The organism is Chryseobacterium electrogenes, assembly GCF_053553015.1.
This window is the reverse complement of the sequence record NZ_JBNPPB010000002.1, coordinates 2,155,388-2,177,775: the sequence shown is the minus strand read 5'-3', so window position 1 is coordinate 2,177,775 and position 22,388 is coordinate 2,155,388. Positions and strand designations below refer to the sequence as shown.

The window sequence follows — 22,388 nt, the reverse complement described above, 5'->3', positions numbered from 1 at the left end:
AATTCCTTTTTTATGTTTTTATGATTGTAATAAAATATCTTTTACATCTGTCATGCGCGTCATAACTATCCTTGCGTAGGAGCAATGTGGATAGATTTTCCAGTTATTTTCTCTAGCGAAATCTATGGCGAATTGCACCAGTTGCTTGCCGTAACCATTGCCTTCATATTTTGGGAAAATATTAACAAATGAAATGATTAATTTTTGGTCTTGTGGCATTATTGTATACGTTAATCTACCAATTTCTTCCGTGTTTTGGTGCATTGTTATAAATCCGCCATTACCAGATTGGTTATTTTGATAAGTGAAACTCATAGTAATTATTTTAGGTTTTTAACTTCAAAAAACATTCCATTATTTATGGTTACTGATCCGCGATAGGGATAGAAGCGGTTATCCTTTTTTTCTAAATATAAACTATTCTTCTTAAGGTCATTTCTATAACAACGTTAAAAACCGACTTGACAGAAGACTACTTAATAAAAAAAGATAAAAGCGAATAGCCCGGTCCCGAAAATGCGTTGGATGATGTTTTGGATTTTCGGGAATTGCAAAAAAAATTATCTTACTGGCGTCCGAAATTCTCCATAACCAATGAGTCCATCGTAGTTTCTGCCGAAAGGTTTGTAATATAAAAATCCCTGATAGAGATTTTCTGTTTGCCAAAAGTTACCGTTTATTTCCCCAAAATTAAGAGAGCCGTCTGCATTTTTAGTCACTAAGGCGTAGTTGTAAAATCCTTGTTTTAGATAGATGCTTCCTACGTACATTTTGTTGGCTTCGTCATAGGTCATTTTGCTTTTCTCGTCTGCTTTGTAATCATTAAAAAGCCCTAAAACATATAACTCTTTATCCATCTTGTGACTTTCTAATGCGAAATGTACCCAAGAGTAATCTGCTTCTGTATCGGCAGTGCGCTCAATTCCTAAGTCATTTCTTCTGAAATAAAATGCACCATTAACGTCGGGTTGATATTGATAACTTCCTGGATATGCCCAAACGGGATAAAGCCAAGTTTGATTTTGACCATCTTGTGTATCGACATTGGCAACCATGTCATAAGCTTGATTGATGATTTTGTTATCAAAATAATAGAACTCATTGTTACCAGGAAATGCCAAATTAAGCTGTTGAAATAACATTTTGTTCCCTAAAGTAGAGCTTGGACGTTGGTTATAGATGCCAAGATCCCAATTGTTATTTTGAATGATATTAAGACTTATAGACGATGCATTATTAATAAGATTAGAGCCAGAGCCAATAACCTGAGCTTCTACACGTTGATTAAGATCAGGTTTTCTAGCGTCAGAATATCTAGTGATATTAAGGCCAACTGTTGCACCTTCTTCTACCACACAAAAACGTTTTGTAAACAATGGTTTGTCTGCAGAATCTTTATAAACAATCAGCTCAAAATTCCCAGATATTTTAGGTTGCATTTTATCATTGGGAAAGGTCAAACTATAATGGGTATAAGCTTGAGTGGTGTTGAATGAATATTTGAAATTATCAATTAATCCATTAAGTCCGCCATTAGCATATTCTGTGAAAAATAAGCCATCATCTTGCCAGTTTCTATCATAATGTTTAATCGTATAACGATAGACTTGACTGGAGTTGGTAAGATCATCAAACCTTAGAATCAATTGTTGATTAAAGCTTATGACAGGCGTTTCGTCATTAGTCGCTGGATTGAAAAGCTGTACACTTGAGATTTTCTGAGCACTCATGTAAGTCACAGAAAATAAAAGGATAAATTTTAAAATCTTCATATCACGAATATAACGAAATTAAAGCTTAATTGGTATTTTTGTGAAATAAAGAAATCTATCATGTTACATATTCAATCTTTTGCTTTTAATCCGTTTTCCGAAAATACTTATGTTGTGTATAATGACGATAAGAAAGCCTTTATTATTGATCCAGGAAATCTACAGACTTTCGAAAGTGAGAAATTGCAGAGTTTTATTTCTGAGAATGGGTTAACAGTCCAAAATATTTTGTTAACGCATGCACATATCGATCATGTTTTAGGTTTGCAATGGGCGCACGATACTTATAACGTACCAGTTATAATTCATCTGACGGATAAAGAGTTGTTGGATAGAGCGCCGTTATCTGCGATGCAATTTGGATTTGCTTTCACGCCGTTTGTTGGTAATATAGAGTATATCAACGAAGGTGATGCTTTACAATTAGGTGATGATTTTTTTGATATTTTGTTTGTGCCAGGACATTCTCCAGGAAGTATTGCGTTTTATAATAAAGCACAGAAGTTTGTGATTTCGGGAGATGTTTTGTTTTATGGAAGCATTGGGAGAACAGATCTTTACAAAGCAGATTATGATCAACTGATTAATAGTATAAAAACGAAATTGTTGGTTTTAGAAGATGACACAGAAGTTTTTAGCGGTCATGGTAATTCTACAACAATTGGATTTGAAAGACAAGCTAATCCTTTTCTAAAATAAAAAAAGACAGAGAAATCTGTCTTTTTTGTGTTATATAGTTGGGAAGTTATTTCCATTTGATATTACAACCAAGGCTTGGTCTTTGTAATTCTTCTTGAGGTTGCTCTGCCAATAGATTTTCGAAGGCAATGATAAGATCTTCACCTGTAATTTCTTTTTGATTGCCTGGTCTAGACTCGTCCATTTGACCTCTGTAGATTAATTTTAAATCTGCATCAAAAAAGAAGAAATCTGGCGTGCAAGCTGCTTGGTAAGCTTTGGCAACATCTTGGCTTTCGTCATATAAATATGGGAAACCAATTGCTTTTTCGTCTGCGAATTCTGCCATTAATTCTGGAGAATCTGCCGGATATCTTAGAGCATCATTAGAGCTTATTGCAATAAACTGAATGCCTTCTGGTTGGTAATCTTCATACAATTCTGCCAATTTATCAATTACATGTAATACAAATGGACAATGATTACAGATGAACATTACCAAAGTTCCTTTGGATCCTTTTAAATCTTGAAGTGACTCCAAAGCATTATTTTTAGACGGATTCGGAAGTTTAAAATCTGGTGCAATGGTTCCCAAAGCCAACATATTAGAAGCTGTATCAGACATAATATTTTTATTTTATTGAATAATCTTTTAGCAAAGATAAACTTTCTTCTACAGAATTGTCATAATTTACCCAATGTGTATCGTGTAATTTTTTGTTCCAAGTGGTTTGTCTTTTGGCATATCGTCTAGAATTTTTCTTTATCTCTTCAGTGGCGAAATCTAACGTCCACTCGTTATCGAGATATTTAAAAAGTTCTGTATAGCCTACAGTTTGTAAGGCAATTTTATCTTTGTCATTAATTAAAGTTTTTACCTCGTCTAACAAGCCATTTTCCATCATTATATCAACCCGAAGGTTAATCCTTTCATATAAGATTTCTCTAGGTGCATCAATTCCGATTCTGAAAGTTTCAAAATCTCTTTTGTTTTTTGGCGAACTAATATTTTCGGTATAACTTTTACCCGTTTGCCAAATGATATCTATAGCTCTAAAAAGTCGACGAGCATTATCAATATCTACATTTTGATAATAAATTGGATCTAAAATATTTAATAATTTTTGAAGAGATTCTATACCTTCATGGTCTAAGATGTGTTGCAGTAATTTCTGATGATCGTCATTAGCTTCTGGTAAATCGTTAAGACCTTCTACAACAGCTTTTTCATACATGCCACTTCCGCCAACCATTACTACAAAGTCTTTTTCGTTAAACAACTCTGTTAGTAATTGGGTTGCCTCTCTCTCGTATTGTCCAATAGAGTAGTCATCGTTAATGCTAAGATTACCGATAAAATGGTGCTTTACTTCTGCTAATTCTTCATTAGACGGAACAGCGGTGCCAATGGTCATATCTTTATAAAACTGTCGAGAATCACAAGAAATAATCTCGGTGTCAAGATATTTTGCGACTTCTATGGCAAGTTTTGTTTTGCCGATTCCTGTTGGTCCGATGATGGAGATAAGACGTTTCAAATATTTTTTTGACGAATTTACGAAAAGCTACGATTTTATAGTTAATTTTATCATTCATTCAAGATTTTATGACACCAAAAATCATATCTAAACTGCCTAAAGTAGGGACAACAATTTTCACAGAAATGAGCATGTTGGCAGCTAAAGAAAATGCCGTTAACTTATCGCAAGGTTTCCCTGATTTCCCCGCAGACGATAGGCTTGTATCTTATTTAGGAGAAGCTTCTAAAAGTGGTTTTAACCAATATTCGTCACTTTCTGGTGTTTTAAAACTTAGAGAAGAAATTGCAAAAAAAATCGAAAGCAGTCATCAGTCAATTTATCATGTCGATGAAGAAATTACTGTAACCGCTGGTGCGACGCAAGCTATTTTTACGGCAATCGCAGCAATCATAAGCCAAGGAGACGAAGTGATTATCGTAGAACCGGCGTATGATTGTTATGAGCCGACTATCGAATTATTTGGAGGTATTACCAAAAGATTGACCTTGCATTATCCAGATTATCAAATTAATTGGAATGAGATGAAAGCATTGGTCACAGATAAGACCAAGATGATAATTCTTAACAATCCCAATAATCCGTCGGGTAAGATTTTTACAGATCAAGATATCAAAGCGTTAATAGATTTGGTAAAAGATACCAATATTATATTATTGAGTGACGAAGTGTATGAGAATCTAACCTTTGATGACAATCAACACCTTAGCTTTGCCCGTTTTCCAGAATTGAAAGAAAGAAGTTACATTGTCGCATCTTTTGGGAAATTATTCCACATTACAGGTTGGAAGGTTGGTTATGTTGTCGCACCAAAGGAGCTCATGCAAGAATTCAGAAAAGTACATCAATACAATGTCTTTTGTGTTAATGCACCAGCGCAATATGCCTTGGCAAATTATATGAGTGAGCAAAATGACTACTCAGAAGTAGCAAAATTTTTTCAGCAGAAGAGAGATTATTTTAGAAAAGGATTAGAGCAGACGCCTTTTAAGATTTTAGATTGTGAGGCAACTTATTTTCTTTCTGTTAGTTTTAATACTATTTCAGAGCTTGGTGATAAGGCTTTTTGTTATTATTTAACACAAAATTATAAGGTTGCGAGCATACCATTTTCAGCCTTTTATCATAATTTAGCAGACGAGAAAGTTATCCGCTTCTGTTTTGCCAAAAAACAAGATACATTGGATGCTGCGATAGAAAATCTTTTAAAAATCAAAATATGAAAAAAATAGTAGCTTTAGGCTTACTATGTGCAGGGTTAATGATTAATGCACAGACCAAACAAGATCCTACACAACTTAACTTTGCTAAAATAGATGCAAGTCCTTTGGACGTTGTTTATTATCCTGTGGCAGCGCCTATGAGCAAAGGTGTAGATCCAATTGCCAAAGTAATTTACTCAAGACCTCAAAGTAAAGGAAGAGCTATTTTCGGAAATTTGGTAAAATATAACGATGTTTGGCGTTTTGGTGCTAACGAAAGCACAGAAATAAAATTCTTTAAACCTGTAAAAATTGATGGAAAAGAGATTCCTGCAGGTTCTTACAGTGTCTACGCTATTCCTAATGAAAACGAGTGGATCGTTATTCTTAACTCTGTGACAGACGTTTGGGGATCTTACACTTATGATGCTTTCAAGGATGTTATTCGTGTAAAAGTGCCGGTTAAGAAGTTATCAACTCCAGTAGAATATTTCTCTATCAGCTTTGTGCAGACGGATAAAGGTGCAGATATGGTTGCCGCTTGGGATACTACGCAAATTGCTTTACCAATCAGTTTATAAAATTTTTGGGCGTGCCCCTCTTATAACAACAGAAGATCAATTCTTTAAGAAACCAATATCGTCACGGTTGTTATAAGACGGTCGGTCTTCTGCGGACTTCACTTCGTTGCGGTCCGTTACTATAAAAGGTTTGGCATTTGCCAAACCTTTTATAGTAACGGACTTAGCCTTTCAGGCTAATCCTACGTCCACCTCACGCAATGTGGTGGGTTATATCATAAACCACTCATTAATAAGGCAAGCTGCCAATCTAGCGGTTCTGTCTTGGATATCATATTGAGGATTAACCTCGGCAACATCTAGAGCTTTCAACTTATGAGAAGCCAAAATATGTTTGTACAAGTGCATAAAAGTAGCATCTGCCATAATGCCATTGTAGGCTTGTGCACTTACACCAGGAGCGATAGAAGCATTAAAAACATCCATGCAGATCGTAACATATAAGACGTCTACAGTTTCTATAAAACGATTAATTTCAATATAAAGTCGCGGTAAATTCTCGAAAAACAGTTCGTCTGCTAGGATATATTTCATCCCGAATTGATGTGCGACATCAAATAATTGTAGCGTGTTGCTATTGCGCTGGATACCGATGTGTAGGCTGTTGATGGAGCCTTCTTGGGCGATTTGCCAAAATCCAGTTCCTGACGTTGCCAGACCGTTTTCTGGCTCTCTATTATCAAAATGAGCATCGAAATTTATAATCCCGATTTTAGCATCTGGAAAAGCATTCTTAACACCAGAATAATGAGCATAAGTCACTTCGTGTCCGCCGCCCAAGACAATAGATTTTCCTTTTTTTTGTAAAATGATAGAAACATTGTTGGCTAGATTTTGCTGTGTGCTTTCTAGATCCTCGTCTTCACAAGTAATATTACCAAGATCTAATAATCTAAAGTCTGCTTCTACAACAGGAAAATTACAAAGATTTTTTCTAATAATATTTGGTGCTTCTGCGGCACCAACTCTTCCTTTATTTCTTTTGACGCCTTCATCTACAGCAAATCCTTGTAAAACAAAATTATTCTCAGATATAGCATCAAAGCTTTTATCCGTCTCAACCCGTTGAAAAACTCTGTGATGCAAAGCATCTTCTCCATCAAAACGACCTGTCCAATTATAGCTCATTATTATATTTTTTCGCCGTTAATGTAAGTGTTTTTTGCTGCGAGCCTTCCTTGATAATATAACACATTTTGGAAATTATCAGTTTCGTAGCTTACAAAATCTGCTTTCATGCCTTTGATAATTCTGCCACGATCTTCTAATCCTAGGGCGTACGCCGCGCGGAAAGTGATGGCAGATAAGATTTCTGCAGTAGTTAACTTTTGGAAAGTTGCCAATATTGAAGCTTGCGTGATGAGATTTCCCATGGGTGCAGAACCTGGATTCCAATCGCTGGCAATCGCGAATATTGCGCCTGCATCCAATAATTTTCTTGCTGGCGAAAAATTGTCTCCCAATCCAATGCTTGCACCAGGCAGTGCAATGGCAACCGTATTAGATTCTGCGAGAAAAGCAATGTCTTCATCTGCTGTGGCTTCTAGATGATCTGCAGATTGTGCGCCAACTTCTACAGCAACTCTAGAGCTTCCTGCTGTAAATTGATCGGCATGAACAGTTAACAAAAAGCCCATTGCTTTTGCTTTTTCTAAAAATGCTTTACTTTCTTCTGGTAAAAAAGCGGATTTTTCTATAAAAATATCAACGTGTTTTGCAAGGTTTTCTTCTTTTACTTTTGGTAATATTTCATCCAAAATATATTGTAAGTAAGCTTGATTATCACCATCGAAATCTTTTGGTTTCAGATGAGCAGCAAGGCAAGTCGGGATTAATGTTGCTTTGGTCAACGATTGTGCTTGCTTTATGACCCTTAGCATTTTTAGTTCTTCGGTTACATTAAGACCATAACCACTTTTTACTTCTATTGTTGTGATGCCTAATGATAACAAGTAATTGATTCTTTCTAATAATGTAGAAAGTAATTCTTGTTCTGACGCTTTACGAGTGTGTTGCACGCTGCTCCATATGCCGCCGCCTGCTTCTGCAATTTCTAAGTAGGTTTTGCCTGCATTACGCATAGCGAAATCATTGGCCCGATTGCCTCCAAAACAAATATGCGTGTGTGCATCTACAAAAGCAGGAAGCAATACTTGGGAGCCTTCTATAATTTCTAAAGTTGCGCTAGGATATTTTTCTTTTAGTTGGGTGTAATCTCCTGTTTCTAGGATGGTATTATTGTCTACTACAACGCCTGATTGCGAGAGTATTTCTAGGTTTTCGTCTTGTAGTTTTCCCCGAAGTGAAAGCTGATCTAGTGTGATGAGTTGATGAAAAGGGCCTATAAGTTTCATTTGGAAAATTTTTCTGGGTTAAATTTAGTGATAAACTTTTAGAACACCCAAGGAAACTAGCCCTGATAGAAGCGGCATCCTTTTCTGTGCGAATGAGGCGGCGCAGCGTAGCGGAGCCGTCCGAGTGAGCATAGAAAAGATATAGCGGATAGCAGGTTAAGGCTCCTAAAGAAAGAAGCAACTCCAGGATAACCTGAAGCTGCTTCTCATTATATATGAAAAAAGTCTAATTATTTGCCGTGGCTCATCACGTTGGCATCAATATTAATATTAAGGCCTTGCGCAACACGCATACCTAACTCTATATTAGCTCGGAAGAAATGACATAATTGTCTATTAATAATTTCTTCACGTTTAGGACCTTCTATACCGCTCATGGCACCAACAATATTATTAATCAGAGCATTTCTGTCTTCTTGATTCATTGCTTTGGTGTATAATAGTCCAGGTTGGGTATAATGATCATCGTCATTTTCGTTTCTGTTATAATTAGCAACGTGTGTGTTGTCTAGATCATACTCGAAGCTTTTATAAGACTCGTCAGGATGGATATTATCGAAACTGTTAGGGTAATAGTTTGGTTTATCTTGATAATGGCTAGAGTCTGCCATGGCGCCGTCACGCTGGAAGTTATTAACCATAAATGGACAACGGTTAACTTCTAAGAGATGAGAGTTGACACCTACTCTGTAACGGTGTGCATCTGGATAAGAAAATAATCTGCCTTGTAACATCTTGTCTGGTGAAAAGCTAATGCCGTTAACTAAATTACTAGGCGAAAAGGTAGATTGTTCTACGTGAGCAAAATAATTAACAGGAATCTCATTAAGTTCCATCACGCCAACTTCTATTAACGGATATTCTGATTGAGGCCAAACTTTGGTCACATCAAAAGGATTCCAACGGAAATCATTGGCTTGTTCTTCAGTCATCGTTTGGATATACATAGTCCATTTTGGGAAATCACCAGCTTCGATAGCGTTAACTAAATCTTCTTGAGCAAAATCCGGATTTTCACCTTTCATTTTTACAGCATCGTCATTGGCAAAATTCTTAACGCCTTGCTGGGTTTTGAAATGAAACTTAACCCAAGTTCTTTCATTCTGAGCATTAATCATAGAAAAGGTATGAGAGCCAAAACCATGCATGTGTCTATAGCCGTGTGGCGTCCCACGATCTGACATTAATATTAAAACTTGATGTAGAGATTCTGGATTAAGACTCCAAAAATCCCACATCATTGTTGCACTTTTTAGGTTGGTTTTAGGAACTCTTTTTTGGGTGTGTATAAAATCAGGAAACTTCTTAGCATCCTTGATGAAAAATACAGGCGTATTATTACCAACAACATCCCAATTGCCATCTTCTGTATAGAATTTTAAGGCAAATCCTCTAGGATCACGCTCTGTATCTGCACTTCCTTTTTCTCCACCAACAGTAGAAAAACGGGCAAACATCTTACAGGTATTACCTACTTGAGAGAAAATTTTTGCTTTGGTATATTTTGAAATGTCATGGGTTATCGTAAGCTTGCCATAAGCTCCTGTCCCTTTGGCATGGACAATGCGCTCTGGGATTCTTTCTCGTACGAAATGGGCTAGGTTTTCTTGTAAAATAAAGTCTTGCAATAAAACTGGTCCTCTTGATCCCACAGTCTGAGAATCTTGGTGCTCATAGTAAGGAGCTCCCGTGGCATTTGTAAGTTTTGTAGAATCCATATCTGTCTTTTTTGTGTTATAAAAATACGTATTATTATATAATAAATGTGATAGTGAAGATATAATTATAAGTTAAAATATTTATCTTCGCCCTTTGTTATTGACGACAAAATTCTCAAAATATATTGATATACCAAACATATTAATAATTATATTTGTAATAGATAAAATTAATTAAAGTGAATATCCAGCAACTAGAATATCTTATCGCAGTCGATAAATACAAGCATTTTGGCAGAGCAGCACAAGCGTGTTTTATAACACAGCCAACTTTGAGTGCGATGATCCAGAAATTTGAAGATGAATTAGATGTCAGGATATTTGACCGTACCACACATCCAATTAGGACAACAGATGCTGGGTCAGAAATTATTGCTCATGCACAGAAAGTTGTAGACTCTGTAATGGAGCTCAAGAATAAAGCTAATCTTCTTAATAATATCCTGGCAGGTAAGATTAATCTGGGCATTATCCCAACAGTTTCTAGCTACATTTTGCCAACAGAGATTTTTAGTTTTTTGCAAAAGAATCCTCAGATAGAGCTTAATATCAAAGAGATGACAACCGAGAGTATTATCAAGGCTCTAAAATCTGGAGAGTTGGATGCGGGTATTATCTCTACACCTTATGATGCTGCCAACGAGTTTTATCATGATTTCTTATTTAATGAAGAGTTATTGATATATGCAACAGATGAAGACTGTCAGAAAAAAGCAGATCGTTTTGTTGTACCAGAAGAAATAGATGTAGATAAAGTCTGGCTATTAGAAGAAGGTAATTGTCTGAGAACTCAATTCGAAAATATATGCCATCTAAAAGAAAATAAATTAAAACCTAAAAATTTAGATTTCTTAGCCTCTAACATTAATACTTTAGTACAAATGGTAGATAAGTTAGGTGGGATTAGTATTCTTCCAGAAATGGCTGTAGAGCAATTGTCAGATGTGCAGAAGTGTAAGGTTTCTAGATTTAGAAAACCGTTTCCGTATAGAGAGGTGAGTATGATTTATTATAAGCCGACCTACAAACAAAGAATTATAAGCGAATTGATTAACGAAGTAAAGACTTCATTAGAACAACGTCTTAATTATTATAAAGAGCCAAAAGAATTTGTGAGTATAAAACCTCAATAACTGATATTTATCTTATAAATAAGATATATTTTGTAGATTGAGAAATACTTTTTAATTTTGCGGCATTATTAAAAGAGGAAAAATTTGAACTGATTGCAACCTCCATAAAAAATGCTAAAACGGATTTTCTTTTTTAGTTCCTTTTTTGTGATTTTCAAATTTTCGTCATAAATTTTAAAGGAATATTATGCCATATTTATTTACGTCCGAATCAGTTTCTGAAGGACATCCAGACAAAGTCGCAGATCAGATTTCTGATGCGCTTATCGATAATTTTTTAGCTTACGATAGAAGCTCAAAGGTTGCTTGTGAAACACTCGTGACAACAGGACAGGTTGTTTTAGCAGGTGAGGTAAAGTCAGAGGCTTATCTTGATGTGCAAAGCATTGCTAGAAATGTCATCAATAAAATTGGTTATACTAAGAGTGAGTATATGTTTAATGGAGATTCTTGCGGTGTTATCTCTGCAATCCATGAGCAGTCACCAGATATCAACCAAGGTGTAGATCGCTTGTCTGACGAATCTGATTTCGAAACTAAAGCCAACTCTCAAGGTGCAGGAGATCAAGGTATGATGTTCGGTTATGCAACCAATGAAACCGAAAACTACATGCCATTAGCATTAGATCTTGCACATCAATTATTGAGAGAATTAGCAGATCTAAGAAGAGATGGTCATGCCATTAGTTATCTTCGTCCAGATGCAAAAAGTCAAGTAACGATTGAGTATTCTGACGATCATAAGCCAGTTAGAATAGACAGCATTGTAATCTCTACACAACACGATGATTTCGGGAGTGAAGAAGCAATGTTAGCTAAAATCAAAAAAGATATCATCGAGATTTTGATCCCAAAAGTTAAAGCAGCTCAGAAGCCAGAGATTCAAGCTTTATTTAATGGTCAAATAAAATATCATATTAATCCAACAGGGAAATTTGTAATCGGTGGTCCTCATGGTGATACAGGTCTTACAGGTCGTAAGATTATTGTAGATACTTACGGTGGTAAAGGAGCTCACGGTGGTGGTGCTTTCTCTGGGAAAGATCCATCTAAGGTGGATAGAAGTGCAGCTTATGCAACACGTCATATCGCAAAAAACCTTGTTGCAGCAGGTATTGCAGATGAGGTCTTGGTTCAGGTTTCTTATGCGATTGGTGTAGCAGAACCTTGTGGTCTTTACATCAACACTTATGGGACGGCTAAAGTTAATTTAAACGACGGAGATATTGCTAGAAAAGTTCAGGAGCTATTTGATCTTAGACCTTATGCGATAGAACAAAATCTTAAATTAAGAAACCCTATATATCTAGAAACTGCGGCTTACGGTCACATGGGAAAAGATTATTATGTTGGTAGCAAAACCTTTAACAAAGGTCATAAAAACGAATTAACTATTGATAATCTTGAGTTTTTTACTTGGGAGAAATTAGATCGTGTAGAAGACATCAAAAAAACATTTGGTCTTTAACATATAATTTAAAAATCTTTTTAGCTGCTTTGTCCTCTCGGATGAAGCAGTTTTTTTATCTTTGAAATATGAATAAAAAAATTGCATTTCTACTCATTATATTAAGTTTTGCATTACCGGCAAAAGCACAATTAACAACGCATAAACTTCTTAATGTTGGTTATGTTTATCAGAATCAAAGCTTTGCGGAGGTTGGTGGCAAGTTACTATTTCTTAGTAACGATAATGTCATTTATAGGCTGGGAGGTTCTGCGCTATTGGGAGAGACTAATGGGAAATTTGCCATAATGCCTAAGTTACAAGGTGATATTTTGCTTAATTTTCAGGATCATGTGGATATTTATCATTCTCATTATTTCTTGGCTGGAGCAGAGCTTACATCAAAATATGTAGCACCAAAAGTAGGAGTCAGTATTCTTGGCATGATAGATCTTACCGCAGGTTATGCCTTTGACTTGCCTAATCAGACACTACAAGGAAAAACGATGAAAGGATTTAATTTTAATTTCGGAATTAATCTTCCTCTTGTATTATTGCATGATTTATTGAAATAATATCTCAACTAATCTTAATGTTTTATAATAAATTAACAATGTGTTAACTTTTTTTTTATTAAATTTACCAAATCATAAAAAAATGACATCTATTTAGAAAACTTTACTTTTTACAATTACGAGAAAAAAAATATGTAAAATTAATACGTCTATACGTGTTTGTTTAACAATTGTGGAAAGCATAGTTATGAAGTTAAAAACAGATAGTCAACTTATATCCTTGTACCAGGAAGGATGCGAAAAAGCCCTAGCAACTTTAATAGATAGGTATCAGAAAGATTTATATTCATTCATTTATTATAAAATGTTGGATACAGAATTAGCTAATGATATTTTTCAGGATACTTTTATAAAAATCATCGTTACACTTAAGGATAGACGCTATAAGGAGGAGAATAAATTTATTCTCTGGGCAAAACGTATTGCTCATAATCTTATGATAGATTATTTTAGACTGAAATCAAAATACATTAAAGTTTCTGAAACAACATACCACGACGAAGAATATTCTATTTTTGATACCATAAAAGAACCAGACGAAAACATAGAAGATTTATTAGTGTCTTTACAGATTAACGAAGACCTTTTCAAGATGCTTACAATGTTGCCAGATAACCAGCAAGAAGTTATAAAATTAAGATATTTTGATAACTTAAGTTTCAAAGAAATTGCCGAGCATACAGAGACGAGTATCAATACCACATTGGGACGAGTGAGATATGCGCTGATTAATCTGAGAAAAATTATGGAGGAAAATAATATTATTTTAACCAAATAAATAATAAATCAATATTATTTCCGTTTCAATTGCAAAGAGATTGGCCTATGAAAAATAACGATACTTTAACAATAAAAACGATGAAACCTAAAAAAGAAACCATTGATTTTTTATTGTCATACTCTAAAAATCTTAAAAGTATGAAGCTAGCAGATGATAAGATTGTTTTGATTACTAAAAATTAAAAAGCACCTAATTTTATTAAATAGTTTTATGATTGAACTTTACTAGTTATGTTAAAAATGATTAGTTTTGTGCCTTATGAAAATAAGGCACATTTTTTTTGACTTAGACAATACACTTTGGGATCATCGTAAAAACGCGTATTTGACGATAAAAGATTTATTCCAAAAATTAGAAATAGGGGAGAAATATCCAATAGATTTTGAGCCATTTCATGTTAAATATAATGAAGTTAATGAGAAACTTTGGGAAGATATCCGAGATGGATTAATTGACAAAGATTACCTAAGAAAACATCGTTTTTATGATACCTTCTTACATTTTGGCGTTGATGATGAAGCATTAGCCTCTTATTTCGAAAATCATTTTTTAGATCAAATCCTCAGTTATAACGAGTTAATAAATGGCGCTGAAGATCTATTGATTTATCTTAAAAACAAAGACTATCAATTATATATAATCTCTAATGGTTTCCAAGAAGTGACGGAGAGAAAGTGCCAATTGTCAGGTATTGCTCAATATTTTGAGACGATAACCAGTGCTGATTCTGTTGGAGTTAGAAAACCTAATCCTAAGATTTTCGAGTATTCTTTGGGACTTGTAGATGCAAAAAAAGAAGAAAGCATCCTGATTGGAGATGATTGGATTGCTGATGTAAAAGGCGCTCAGAATTTTGGGATAGACGTAATTTTCTTTGATGCTTTAAAAGAACATAAATCCGAAGAAGGCTTAAAAACAGTTTTAGAGCTTTCTGAGATCAAACAATATTTATAATTAAAAAAACGCTTTTCAGAAATTCCTGAAAAGCGTTTGTATTTTTTATGGTTTTATTTTTTTAAACTCCAAGACTTTCTCGTACTCTAGTAATCGTTTCTTTAGCAATCACTTTAGTTTTTGCAGCGCCTTCTTGTAATTTTGCTTCCAATTCGTCTAGGTTGTTGAGGTAGTAGCTAAACAATTCTCTTTCCTTAGAAAATCGCTCTAATATCAAGGCTAACAGCGCATTTTTTGCATGACCATAACCGAAGTTTCCAGCAAGATATTTTGCGCGTAGATCTTCTGTCTGTTCTGGTGTTGCAATCAATTCATAAATTGCAAATACTTTGTCTGTTTCTGGATCTTTAGGATCTTCCAAAGCTTTAGAGTCTGTTTCTATGCTCATAACTTGCTTTTTCAGTTCTTTCTCAGGAAGGAAAATATTAATGATATTTCCCATAGATTTTGACATTTTTCTGCCGTCCGTTCCTGGTACATATTTGGTGTCTTCTTGCAATTCTGCCTGAGGCAATACAAAAACATCTCCCATCTGATTGTTAAATCTACTTGCAACATCTCTCGCAATTTCTAAATGCTGAAGCTGATCTTTCCCAACAGGGACAACTTCTGCATCGTACAACAAGATATCTGCCGCCATTAGAATTGGATAATTAAACAATCCAGCGTTAACATCCGCAAGACGATCTGCTTTATCCTTAAAAGAATGTGCTAATGTCAATCTCTGAAAAGGGAAAAAACAATCCAAATACCACGTTAACTCGCAAGTTTCTGGGATGTCGCTTTGTCTATAAAAATAAGTTTTCTCAGTATCTAATCCGCAAGCCAGCCAAGCCGCAGCAATCTCATAGGTATTTTGTTTTAACTCTTTAGCATCTTTAATTTGAGTTAAAGAGTGCAGGTTAGCGATAAACAAAAAGGATTCATTATTTGCTTTTTTTGATAGCTCGATTGCAGGAATAATGGCTCCTAAAAGATTTCCAAGATGTGGAGTTCCGGTGGCTTGTATGCCGGTTAAGATTCTTGACATTGTTATTAATTACTAAGTTTTGATTGAAAAGTGAACGTAAAAAACATGGGCAAAATCGCAGATTGACTATTGCCAATTATGGGCTTTAGAAGAACTTATAGTTCTGAGAAAAACCAAGAAGAGCCAATGCTTTTTAGTGGAAACGAAATTACAAAAAATGTTGTAACAATAAGCACTCGTTGAGTAAAAAAGTAGTTGAACTCATCTCAAGTCTTAATCTCGTATTGCGTCAATACTCGCTGTATCAGATAATTTTATAGTAATTGTATAAGAATATAAGTTACCCACGTAAGAATATAACTCTTTGTCGGAAGAATTGAATTTTAGGTTATGGATTCTTGCGATGAATCTCTAATTATTATAAAAAAGTCCATTTAATAAGAATTAAATAGACTTTGGGTTTTCATGTTTTCAAAAGATGGATTGTATAAGGTTTACAGTTTTTGTTCTTATATTTCCACTTGTTCGCAATATTGTATAGCTTCAGGACAATTTATTACTACTCCTTCTTTTACCTCTCTATCTGTTTGCCATAAAATTCGATATTCAGATTGATGTTGATAATTTTTTAATTTTAAAAAAAGAGAATCGAAACCTTGAACATAACTGTTAGCCGCCATTAGTTTTTCTCCTGAAATTCCACCATTTTCACTTTTAAAAAAGTCTAAGCCATTTCCCTGTATATTTTTATTCAATACTCTGTCGTCTACATATAGGCAATGACCATGTACGACTTGTCTGACTCTTTGTAAACTTCGAGTAACTTCTATCATAAAATTTAGAGGGTCTTTAATTCTAAAAACACCAGTCCTAGAAAATGTTTTTAATAAATTTTTATCTAAGTTTGTCGATGTACAAAATGAGTAATCGTTCATTCCAGTAGATACAACTGAAGTCATAACTAGATTATTACCTAAGTTAAGATTGTTCATTGACGTCCCCTCGTCAGAATCACCAAGTTCATTGTCTTTATATTTTTTGTAGTTATGAAAGGAACTAATAAACAAGTCGCCATTTTCAAAAAAAGTATCAATGTAATTTTGATCTTCATATCTATACAAGAAAGGAATTACAGAGATATAATTTATTGCATCACCTGCTGCAGAATAAGAGTTTCTCATTGGTAGGAAGTTTTTTTAATTTTAAATAATATTAAATTTGATTATTGAAATGCCAGTTGCTTCTATTAATGACTTTATTTTTGAGTCATAAAAACTCTGACTTCTATCAAAAATAACGAAATTAAAACTAAAATGCAAAAACATACAATTGACCAATCACCACATCATCAAATACCGTAGATTTCCTTGAAAAGAACAGCTTGTCTACGAGAAATTTCGACTTGGTTGTCGTTAGGAAGTTTTACCATGAGGTTTCCGCTGAACCAATTCTCGATGTTCTGGATATAATTAATGTTGAAAATCGTATTTCTGTTGGCTCGGAAATATTTTTCTTGTGGTAATTTTTTTTCGATCACATTAAGAGAACGCATTAAAGTGGCTTTTTCGTTCCTGAAAAAAACTTTGGTGTAATTGCCTTCAACTTCGAAAAGATAGATTTCTGAGATTTTTACCATCCAACATTTTTCGCCTTCTTTGATAAAGATTTGATCTTCGATGTCTAGTTTTTTATCTTGCTTTTCTGCTTTTTCTGCGAGTTTTTCTTTGACTTTATCAATGGATTGTAAAAGTCTTTTTGGGTTGATTGGTTTTAATAGGTAATCCAAAGCATTGTACTCAAAGGATTTAATAGCAAATTCATCAAAAGCTGTGGTGAAAATTACAATCGGGATATTATCCAACATTTCTAATAATTGAAAGCCATCTTTGCCTGGTAATTGGATGTCTAGAAATAATAAATCAAACTGCTGATTACTTATGTACTCATAGGCTACATCTACGTTTTCTGCCTCTGCGAGAATATTAATCTCAGGAAAATCTTGCAGGAGATCCTTAAGTTCGTTTCTGGCAAGGCGAGAATCTTCTACGATAATAGCGTTAATTTTTTTCATCTTGTGCTTTTAGAATTGACTTTTATTGATCCTGATTTGCGCGATCACATCGCTTTCGTTTTCTGTTAGATTAAAAGAAGCTTGGTTGTCGTAGAGCAATCTTAGACGTTCTTCGATGTTCTTGATTCCGATTTTGGTGCCGCTTTCTTGTTGGTTAATTTGTCCTGTATTTTTGACTAAAAGGTTGAAGTAATCGTCTTCTAAAAAGGTTTTAATAACAATACTGCCGCCGTTTTTTAATCTAGAAATACCGTGTTTTACAGCGTTTTCTACTAACATTTGTAAGATCATAGGCGGGACTTGGAAATCTCTTGTTTCGGGTGAAATGTCCATGCTGAATTGCAGTCGCTCTTCATACTGAATTTTGGATATTTCTAGAAAATTATCTACCGTTTCTATTTCCTGTTCTAACGAGACGGTATTGGTCTTGTCAGACAAAAGTGATGACCGTAATAACTCTGACAATCGGGTTATCATTTCTTTAGATTTTATTGGGTCTTCTTGCACCAATCCTCTGATATTATTAAGACTATTGAAGATGAAATGTGGATTGATCTGACCTTTCAGTGTATTAAGGTTGGCTTCTTTAAGGTTTTTTTCGATGGTTAATTTTTGTTCTAATTCTTGTTGATTGCTTTGATAGATTTTATAGGCATAAATAAATATCAACCAATTAAAGGTCATAAACAAAAAGTAGAAAAAATTGACTATTTGCTTATCCAAAGTCTGCCTTGGTGTGAAGACAAAAAGATCACTTTTGGCCGAGAAAAATTGTTGTGCATACATTAATGAAGGCCAAAGTATAATCTGGAAAATGATGTGTAATACAACCGTAATCAATATTACCAAAATAATATTTCTAAAAGTAAGAATCTGAGTAGGGCAAACTAACTCAATAAAATAAATGATGATATTAGAAATAATATAAAGCAATGCCGAAACATAGAAAAGTTCAAAAATATAAAAGTTGATATATATATCTGAGTAGATTTCTGTATAAATTAATTTTCTGAATGTTAAAAAAAAGAAAATAATGCTTACAAAAAAAACATAGGTGAAAAGGTGATATTTCCAGTTTTTGAGAAGATTCAAGATGGTTTTATTTTAATGTTTTTTGAAAAATAGAGCATAAATAACTCCTGCCACAAAAGTGAGTATAATAAAGCTTAAAAGGACAGTAATAAAGATAGTGATAACTTTTAATAAGATTTTACCAATAGACATTTTGGGATAAAAACCTTTGTAAAACCAGATGCTTAATAGTGGCGTGATGAGAAACAGTCCATTTAGAATTAAAGAAAAAGCAGTCACATTCTCTTTAAATATATAAAGCAATGGATAGATTAAAATATAAATTATGGTATAAAAGCATTGAAAAAAAGCATTCATTATGACGTGCTCATAATAATTTTGACCTTCTTTTCTAAACATTAATCGGGTGAAAATCGCAAAAATAGGAATCAGTAATAATGATAAAAATGATATGTAGTTAGATACCTTCGCTATCACTTGATTAGAAGTTGTTACAGGTAGTCCCATATCTGCATAATATTTTACAATCATGCTGTTGAAGTCAATAATATTGTAAGCGATAAATGTAGAAAGTCCGCTTAGAAGAAAAGCCAAATAAATTGGCTTATAATGATTAACCCGATTGCCCTCTATAAAGTCGCGTGCCGTCTGACCTGGATTTTTCAGGATCTTTTTAATAGAATAGAAAAAACCTTTGTTGGTGTGTATGGCGATATATTGTATCTCATCAATAAGATATTTTCTATCTATACGTTTGTATTTTTTTTGACCACAATGGCTACAGAAATTCTGTTCTATATCATTGGTGCAGTTTTTACAGGCGTGATCCATTAATATAAATTAAAAAAGATTATTGTTGTCTAGATTTCAACTCTTCGTTCAATTGGTTAATGATTATCCCAAAAGGTAATAGTACTATAGGAAGCGTGAAAATAGGAATCATCGATGCAAAAGGAATTTTACCAAAACCTTGAGAAATAATAATCCCAATAAAAACTAAAATCAATATTACCCAGACGATTCCTATCCCGATGAGTGATGATTTCAGCATGTTTCTTTTTTTAAGAAGTTCTTCGTTGCTTAGTTTTTTGTAAGCTTGCTCTGCTTTTGATTTTGGTTTAGAATTCATATTAATTTTAAAATAGTTGTGAACAAAATTCAACAATCTTAAAGGCGATTTCGATGATAAGAGTAATCATAATAATTTGTTTTGATAATTCGACATAACAAATATATAGTGATCATTACATTATCCTCAAAAAAAAATGATGAACGGTAGATATATGATGCTGAATGGATTTTTTAAGGAATTATAATTTTATCGCCACCAAATTTAGGCTCCACGCCAAACCAAGAATCCCAAAATACTTTGGCTCTCGCTAGCTTTTCTCTAAGATTAGTTTTGAAACCAGCATATCGGTTAACATCTTTTGCGTTGTAGCCATAAGCATTAATGCCTTTTTGTTTTGCTAAAAAAACAGCACGTTCATTATGGAATTGTTGTGAGATGATAATGTAAGAATTTTGACCAAATACTTCTTTGGCTCTAACTACAGAATCCAAAGTCCTGAATCCAGCAAAATCCTCAAAAATATTATTCTCAGGGATGCCTTTCGCGATAAGATCAAGCTTCATGTCTTCTGGCTCGTTGTAGTTTTCTTGAGAATTGTCTCCGCTAACGATAAAATATTTTACTTTCCCAGCGTGATAAAGCTCTGCTGCAGCATCTATCCTGTAACTGAAGTACAAGTTGGCTTGTCCATTGGCAAGAAGCTTACTTGTACCTAATATCACACCTACTTTTTCGTTAGGTAATGTATTGATATTGCTTGTTACGTAATCTTCGGTATCGCTTTCTATTTTCCAATTGCTCCACCATATAAAAAGAACTGATAATCCTAAGAAAATCAGTCCTGCTAATATTATTTTTTTGAATAAATTCATTTTTAAAAATCTAATCCGTTAGGGAAAGCTTTCTTCCTAAAAATATATAAAAACAAAGCACCAACGGTAATTGCGCTGTCTGCAATATTAAAAATATATTTGAAAAACTCAATCTGCTTACCTCCCAAAATAGGTACCCAATCTGGCCAAGTTGTATCTACCAGCGGGAAATGGAGCATATCTACCACGCAACCTTTCATAAAATGAGAGTAGCCATGCCCAAATTGTGTGAGTTGAGAAATGTTGTCGTAATCTATCCAGCGATTAATGCTTTCTTCATAGACTGTTCCGGTATCGAATATCATCCCGTAAAACATCCCATCGATAATATTACCAATAGCACCTGCAAAAATGAAAGACATCGGTATTAGTAGATAATTAGAAGCGCCTTCTTTTAACCATTTTTTAAACATGAAAATCATCCCGATGATTAAAGCGAGGCGTAAAACAACCAAACTGTATTTGCCAATTAATCCACCAAATTGTAGACCATATGCCATGCCTGGGTTTTCTACAAAAGTTAATCGGAACCAGCTTAATCCCATCACTTCTACACTTTCTCCAAGATGAAAATGAGTTTTGATATAGATCTTAGAGGCTTGATCGATTAATAAAATCAAAAATGTAACTAAAGCAATCTTTTTCATTATGATCCTTTTGGTTTATATGATTTTATGATTTTTTCAGTTTTTTTATCGTTGATTTTTTTTATCGTTTTTTGATTGTGAAAATTATTCTTGGTATGAAATTTTTCAAATTCAATATTCATGTCTTTTAGCACGCTTTTCAGAGCGGTAAGCTCCATAGAGTTTTTCGTATGTACGATAATAGATTCCATAATTTATTTTTTTAATTCTCATTATTTTGAGAGTTCGTCTAATCTTTTTTTGTCTTTTTCGCTAAGATCTGCTAATCCATTTTTGCCTATTTTGCTAAGAAGTTGATCTATTTCTATCTGCTTTTCTCTTCTTCGCGCATTAAAACGATCATCTATACTGACGTATTTTTCTTCTTTAGTAGATCGTTTAACATTCAGTTTTTTTCTGAAAACAAATGCAAAAATAACGATAATAATGAGAAGTATAACAACTGCGGTCATGATTAGTATTCAAAAAATAGGTTTACAATAATATTGTAAACCTAAGTTAATTTTAATTAGTATAAAAATAGTAGAATTGGTTTTGGACAATTTCTAGCTAATATTTATTTTATCGTTGCATATTTTTAGCTTCAATACTCAAGGTTGCATGTGGCACAGCTCTTAGTCGCTCTTTAGCAATTAATTTGCCGGTTACTCTGCATACACCGTAAGTTTTGTTTTGGATGCGGATTAATGCATTCTTAAGATCACGGATAAATTTTTCTTGTCTTGATGCCAATATTGCATTTTGTTCTTTACTCAAAGTTTCTGCACCTTCTTCAAAGGCTTTGAAGGTTGGCGAAGTATCATCTGTCCCATTATTTTGGTCATTGATGAAACTTTCTTTAAGTAGACCAAGGTCTTTTTCTGCTTTATCTATTTTATCTTGAATTAGTTGTTTAAATTCTTGTAATTCTGCATCATTATAGCGTAATTTTTCTTCTGCCATATTCATAACTTGTATTGTTTAATAATTTGGATTTTCATAATTTAAATTA

Annotated in this window: 27 protein-coding genes; 9 read left to right on the top strand and 18 right to left on the bottom strand. The window is 33.9% G+C overall.

The window, feature by feature from the left end:
- Positions 1-18: 18 nt before the first annotated feature.
- Together ACQQ6V_RS09985 and ACQQ6V_RS09980 are read right to left on the bottom strand one after the other, a co-directional pair.
- Positions 19-315, bottom strand: coding sequence for a GNAT family N-acetyltransferase (locus tag ACQQ6V_RS09985; RefSeq protein ID WP_448845373.1), 297 nt, complete (start codon positions 313-315; stop codon positions 19-21).
- A 245-nt stretch (positions 316-560) separates the two neighbouring features.
- Positions 561-1,772, bottom strand: a complete 1,212-nt coding sequence (locus tag ACQQ6V_RS09980) for a type IX secretion system plug protein (protein ID WP_448845372.1) — start codon at positions 1,770-1,772, stop codon at positions 561-563.
- A 60-nt stretch (positions 1,773-1,832) separates the two neighbouring features.
- Between ACQQ6V_RS09980 and ACQQ6V_RS09975 the strand changes: the two genes are divergently transcribed.
- The gene (locus ACQQ6V_RS09975) at positions 1,833-2,471 is read left to right on the top strand and encodes an MBL fold metallo-hydrolase (RefSeq protein WP_448845371.1); all 639 of its coding nucleotides are present in this window, start codon (positions 1,833-1,835) and stop codon (positions 2,469-2,471) included.
- A gap of 46 nt (positions 2,472-2,517) precedes the next feature.
- Here the strand turns inward: ACQQ6V_RS09975 and ACQQ6V_RS09970 are convergent, their stop codons facing one another.
- Both ACQQ6V_RS09970 and miaA read right to left on the bottom strand, forming a co-directional pair.
- Positions 2,518-3,075 (bottom strand): thioredoxin family protein, encoded by a 558-nt coding sequence (locus ACQQ6V_RS09970; RefSeq protein ID WP_448845370.1) that lies wholly within the window; start codon positions 3,073-3,075, stop codon positions 2,518-2,520.
- A 7-nt stretch (positions 3,076-3,082) separates the two neighbouring features.
- A complete protein-coding gene (gene miaA, locus ACQQ6V_RS09965; RefSeq protein ID WP_448845369.1) occupies positions 3,083-3,988 on the bottom strand; it encodes a tRNA (adenosine(37)-N6)-dimethylallyltransferase MiaA in 906 nt (301 codons plus the stop codon).
- Between the two features lie 68 nt (positions 3,989-4,056).
- Between miaA and ACQQ6V_RS09960 the strand changes: the two genes are divergently transcribed.
- A complete protein-coding gene (locus ACQQ6V_RS09960; RefSeq protein WP_448845368.1) occupies positions 4,057-5,211 on the top strand; it encodes a methionine aminotransferase in 1,155 nt (384 codons plus the stop codon).
- Positions 5,208-5,771: a DUF2911 domain-containing protein gene (locus ACQQ6V_RS09955; protein ID WP_448845367.1), complete on the top strand. Its 564-nt coding sequence runs from the start codon at positions 5,208-5,210 to the stop codon at positions 5,769-5,771. The genes ACQQ6V_RS09960 and ACQQ6V_RS09955 overlap by 4 nt, the downstream gene beginning before the upstream one ends.
- Before the next feature lie 210 nt (positions 5,772-5,981).
- Here the strand turns inward: ACQQ6V_RS09955 and hutG are convergent, their stop codons facing one another.
- The 3 genes from hutG to ACQQ6V_RS09940 all read right to left on the bottom strand — a co-directional run bounded on the left by hutG (position 5,982) and on the right by ACQQ6V_RS09940 (position 9,843).
- Positions 5,982-6,899: a formimidoylglutamase gene (hutG, locus tag ACQQ6V_RS09950; RefSeq protein ID WP_448845366.1), complete on the bottom strand. Its 918-nt coding sequence runs from the start codon at positions 6,897-6,899 to the stop codon at positions 5,982-5,984.
- Between the two features lie 2 nt (positions 6,900-6,901).
- On the bottom strand, positions 6,902-8,125 hold the full coding sequence (gene hutI / locus ACQQ6V_RS09945) for an imidazolonepropionase (RefSeq protein ID WP_448845365.1): 1,224 nt from the start codon (positions 8,123-8,125) through the stop codon (positions 6,902-6,904).
- 230 nt (positions 8,126-8,355) lie between these two features.
- The gene (locus tag ACQQ6V_RS09940; protein ID WP_448845364.1) at positions 8,356-9,843 is read right to left on the bottom strand and encodes a catalase; all 1,488 of its coding nucleotides are present in this window, start codon (positions 9,841-9,843) and stop codon (positions 8,356-8,358) included.
- A gap of 179 nt (positions 9,844-10,022) precedes the next feature.
- Between ACQQ6V_RS09940 and ACQQ6V_RS09935 the strand changes: the two genes are divergently transcribed.
- The 6 genes from ACQQ6V_RS09935 to ACQQ6V_RS09910 all read left to right on the top strand — a co-directional run bounded on the left by ACQQ6V_RS09935 (position 10,023) and on the right by ACQQ6V_RS09910 (position 14,733).
- Positions 10,023-10,976: a hydrogen peroxide-inducible genes activator gene (locus ACQQ6V_RS09935; protein WP_448845363.1), complete on the top strand. Its 954-nt coding sequence runs from the start codon at positions 10,023-10,025 to the stop codon at positions 10,974-10,976.
- A gap of 187 nt (positions 10,977-11,163) precedes the next feature.
- Positions 11,164-12,444 (top strand): methionine adenosyltransferase, encoded by a 1,281-nt coding sequence (metK, locus tag ACQQ6V_RS09930; protein ID WP_448845362.1) that lies wholly within the window; start codon positions 11,164-11,166, stop codon positions 12,442-12,444.
- Positions 12,445-12,512: 68 nt separating this feature from the next.
- Positions 12,513-12,998 carry a hypothetical protein gene (locus tag ACQQ6V_RS09925; RefSeq protein ID WP_448845361.1) on the top strand — a complete coding sequence of 162 codons (486 nt, stop codon included), beginning with the start codon at positions 12,513-12,515 and terminating at the stop codon, positions 12,996-12,998.
- 187 nt (positions 12,999-13,185) lie between these two features.
- Positions 13,186-13,776: an RNA polymerase sigma factor gene (locus ACQQ6V_RS09920; protein ID WP_448845360.1), complete on the top strand. Its 591-nt coding sequence runs from the start codon at positions 13,186-13,188 to the stop codon at positions 13,774-13,776.
- A 47-nt stretch (positions 13,777-13,823) separates the two neighbouring features.
- On the top strand, positions 13,824-13,961 hold the full coding sequence (locus ACQQ6V_RS09915; RefSeq protein WP_448845359.1) for a hypothetical protein: 138 nt from the start codon (positions 13,824-13,826) through the stop codon (positions 13,959-13,961).
- A 76-nt stretch (positions 13,962-14,037) separates the two neighbouring features.
- Positions 14,038-14,733 (top strand): YjjG family noncanonical pyrimidine nucleotidase, encoded by a 696-nt coding sequence (locus tag ACQQ6V_RS09910; protein ID WP_448845358.1) that lies wholly within the window; start codon positions 14,038-14,040, stop codon positions 14,731-14,733.
- Between the two features lie 61 nt (positions 14,734-14,794).
- Here the strand turns inward: ACQQ6V_RS09910 and trpS are convergent, their stop codons facing one another.
- The 11 genes from trpS to ACQQ6V_RS09855 all read right to left on the bottom strand — a co-directional run bounded on the left by trpS (position 14,795) and on the right by ACQQ6V_RS09855 (position 22,339).
- Entirely contained in the window at positions 14,795-15,763 is a 969-nt protein-coding gene (gene trpS, locus ACQQ6V_RS09905) for a tryptophan--tRNA ligase (RefSeq protein WP_448845357.1), read from the bottom strand.
- Positions 15,764-16,212: 449 nt separating this feature from the next.
- The gene (locus ACQQ6V_RS09900) at positions 16,213-16,884 is read right to left on the bottom strand and encodes a hypothetical protein (RefSeq protein WP_448845356.1); all 672 of its coding nucleotides are present in this window, start codon (positions 16,882-16,884) and stop codon (positions 16,213-16,215) included.
- Positions 16,885-17,051: 167 nt separating this feature from the next.
- Positions 17,052-17,774: a LytR/AlgR family response regulator transcription factor gene (locus tag ACQQ6V_RS09895; RefSeq protein ID WP_448845355.1), complete on the bottom strand. Its 723-nt coding sequence runs from the start codon at positions 17,772-17,774 to the stop codon at positions 17,052-17,054.
- Between the two features lie 9 nt (positions 17,775-17,783).
- Positions 17,784-18,866, bottom strand: coding sequence for a sensor histidine kinase (locus tag ACQQ6V_RS09890; protein ID WP_448845354.1), 1,083 nt, complete (start codon positions 18,864-18,866; stop codon positions 17,784-17,786).
- Positions 18,867-18,878: 12 nt separating this feature from the next.
- Positions 18,879-19,637, bottom strand: a complete 759-nt coding sequence (locus ACQQ6V_RS09885) for a DUF3667 domain-containing protein (protein WP_448845353.1) — start codon at positions 19,635-19,637, stop codon at positions 18,879-18,881.
- 19 nt (positions 19,638-19,656) lie between these two features.
- Entirely contained in the window at positions 19,657-19,935 is a 279-nt protein-coding gene (locus ACQQ6V_RS09880) for a hypothetical protein (RefSeq protein WP_448845352.1), read from the bottom strand.
- A 173-nt stretch (positions 19,936-20,108) separates the two neighbouring features.
- Entirely contained in the window at positions 20,109-20,750 is a 642-nt protein-coding gene (locus tag ACQQ6V_RS09875; protein ID WP_448845351.1) for a SanA/YdcF family protein, read from the bottom strand.
- Positions 20,751-20,752: 2 nt separating this feature from the next.
- Positions 20,753-21,397 carry a lipoprotein signal peptidase gene (locus ACQQ6V_RS09870; protein WP_448845350.1) on the bottom strand — a complete coding sequence of 215 codons (645 nt, stop codon included), beginning with the start codon at positions 21,395-21,397 and terminating at the stop codon, positions 20,753-20,755.
- On the bottom strand, positions 21,397-21,588 hold the full coding sequence (locus ACQQ6V_RS09865; RefSeq protein WP_448845349.1) for a DUF2683 family protein: 192 nt from the start codon (positions 21,586-21,588) through the stop codon (positions 21,397-21,399). Before ACQQ6V_RS09865 ends, ACQQ6V_RS09870 begins: the two co-directional genes overlap by 1 nt.
- A 21-nt stretch (positions 21,589-21,609) precedes the next feature.
- On the bottom strand, positions 21,610-21,849 hold the full coding sequence (locus ACQQ6V_RS09860) for a DUF6576 domain-containing protein (RefSeq protein ID WP_448845348.1): 240 nt from the start codon (positions 21,847-21,849) through the stop codon (positions 21,610-21,612).
- Positions 21,850-21,958: 109 nt separating this feature from the next.
- On the bottom strand, positions 21,959-22,339 hold the full coding sequence (locus ACQQ6V_RS09855; RefSeq protein WP_448845347.1) for a TraR/DksA family transcriptional regulator: 381 nt from the start codon (positions 22,337-22,339) through the stop codon (positions 21,959-21,961).
- Between the last annotated feature and the right edge of the window lie 49 nt (positions 22,340-22,388).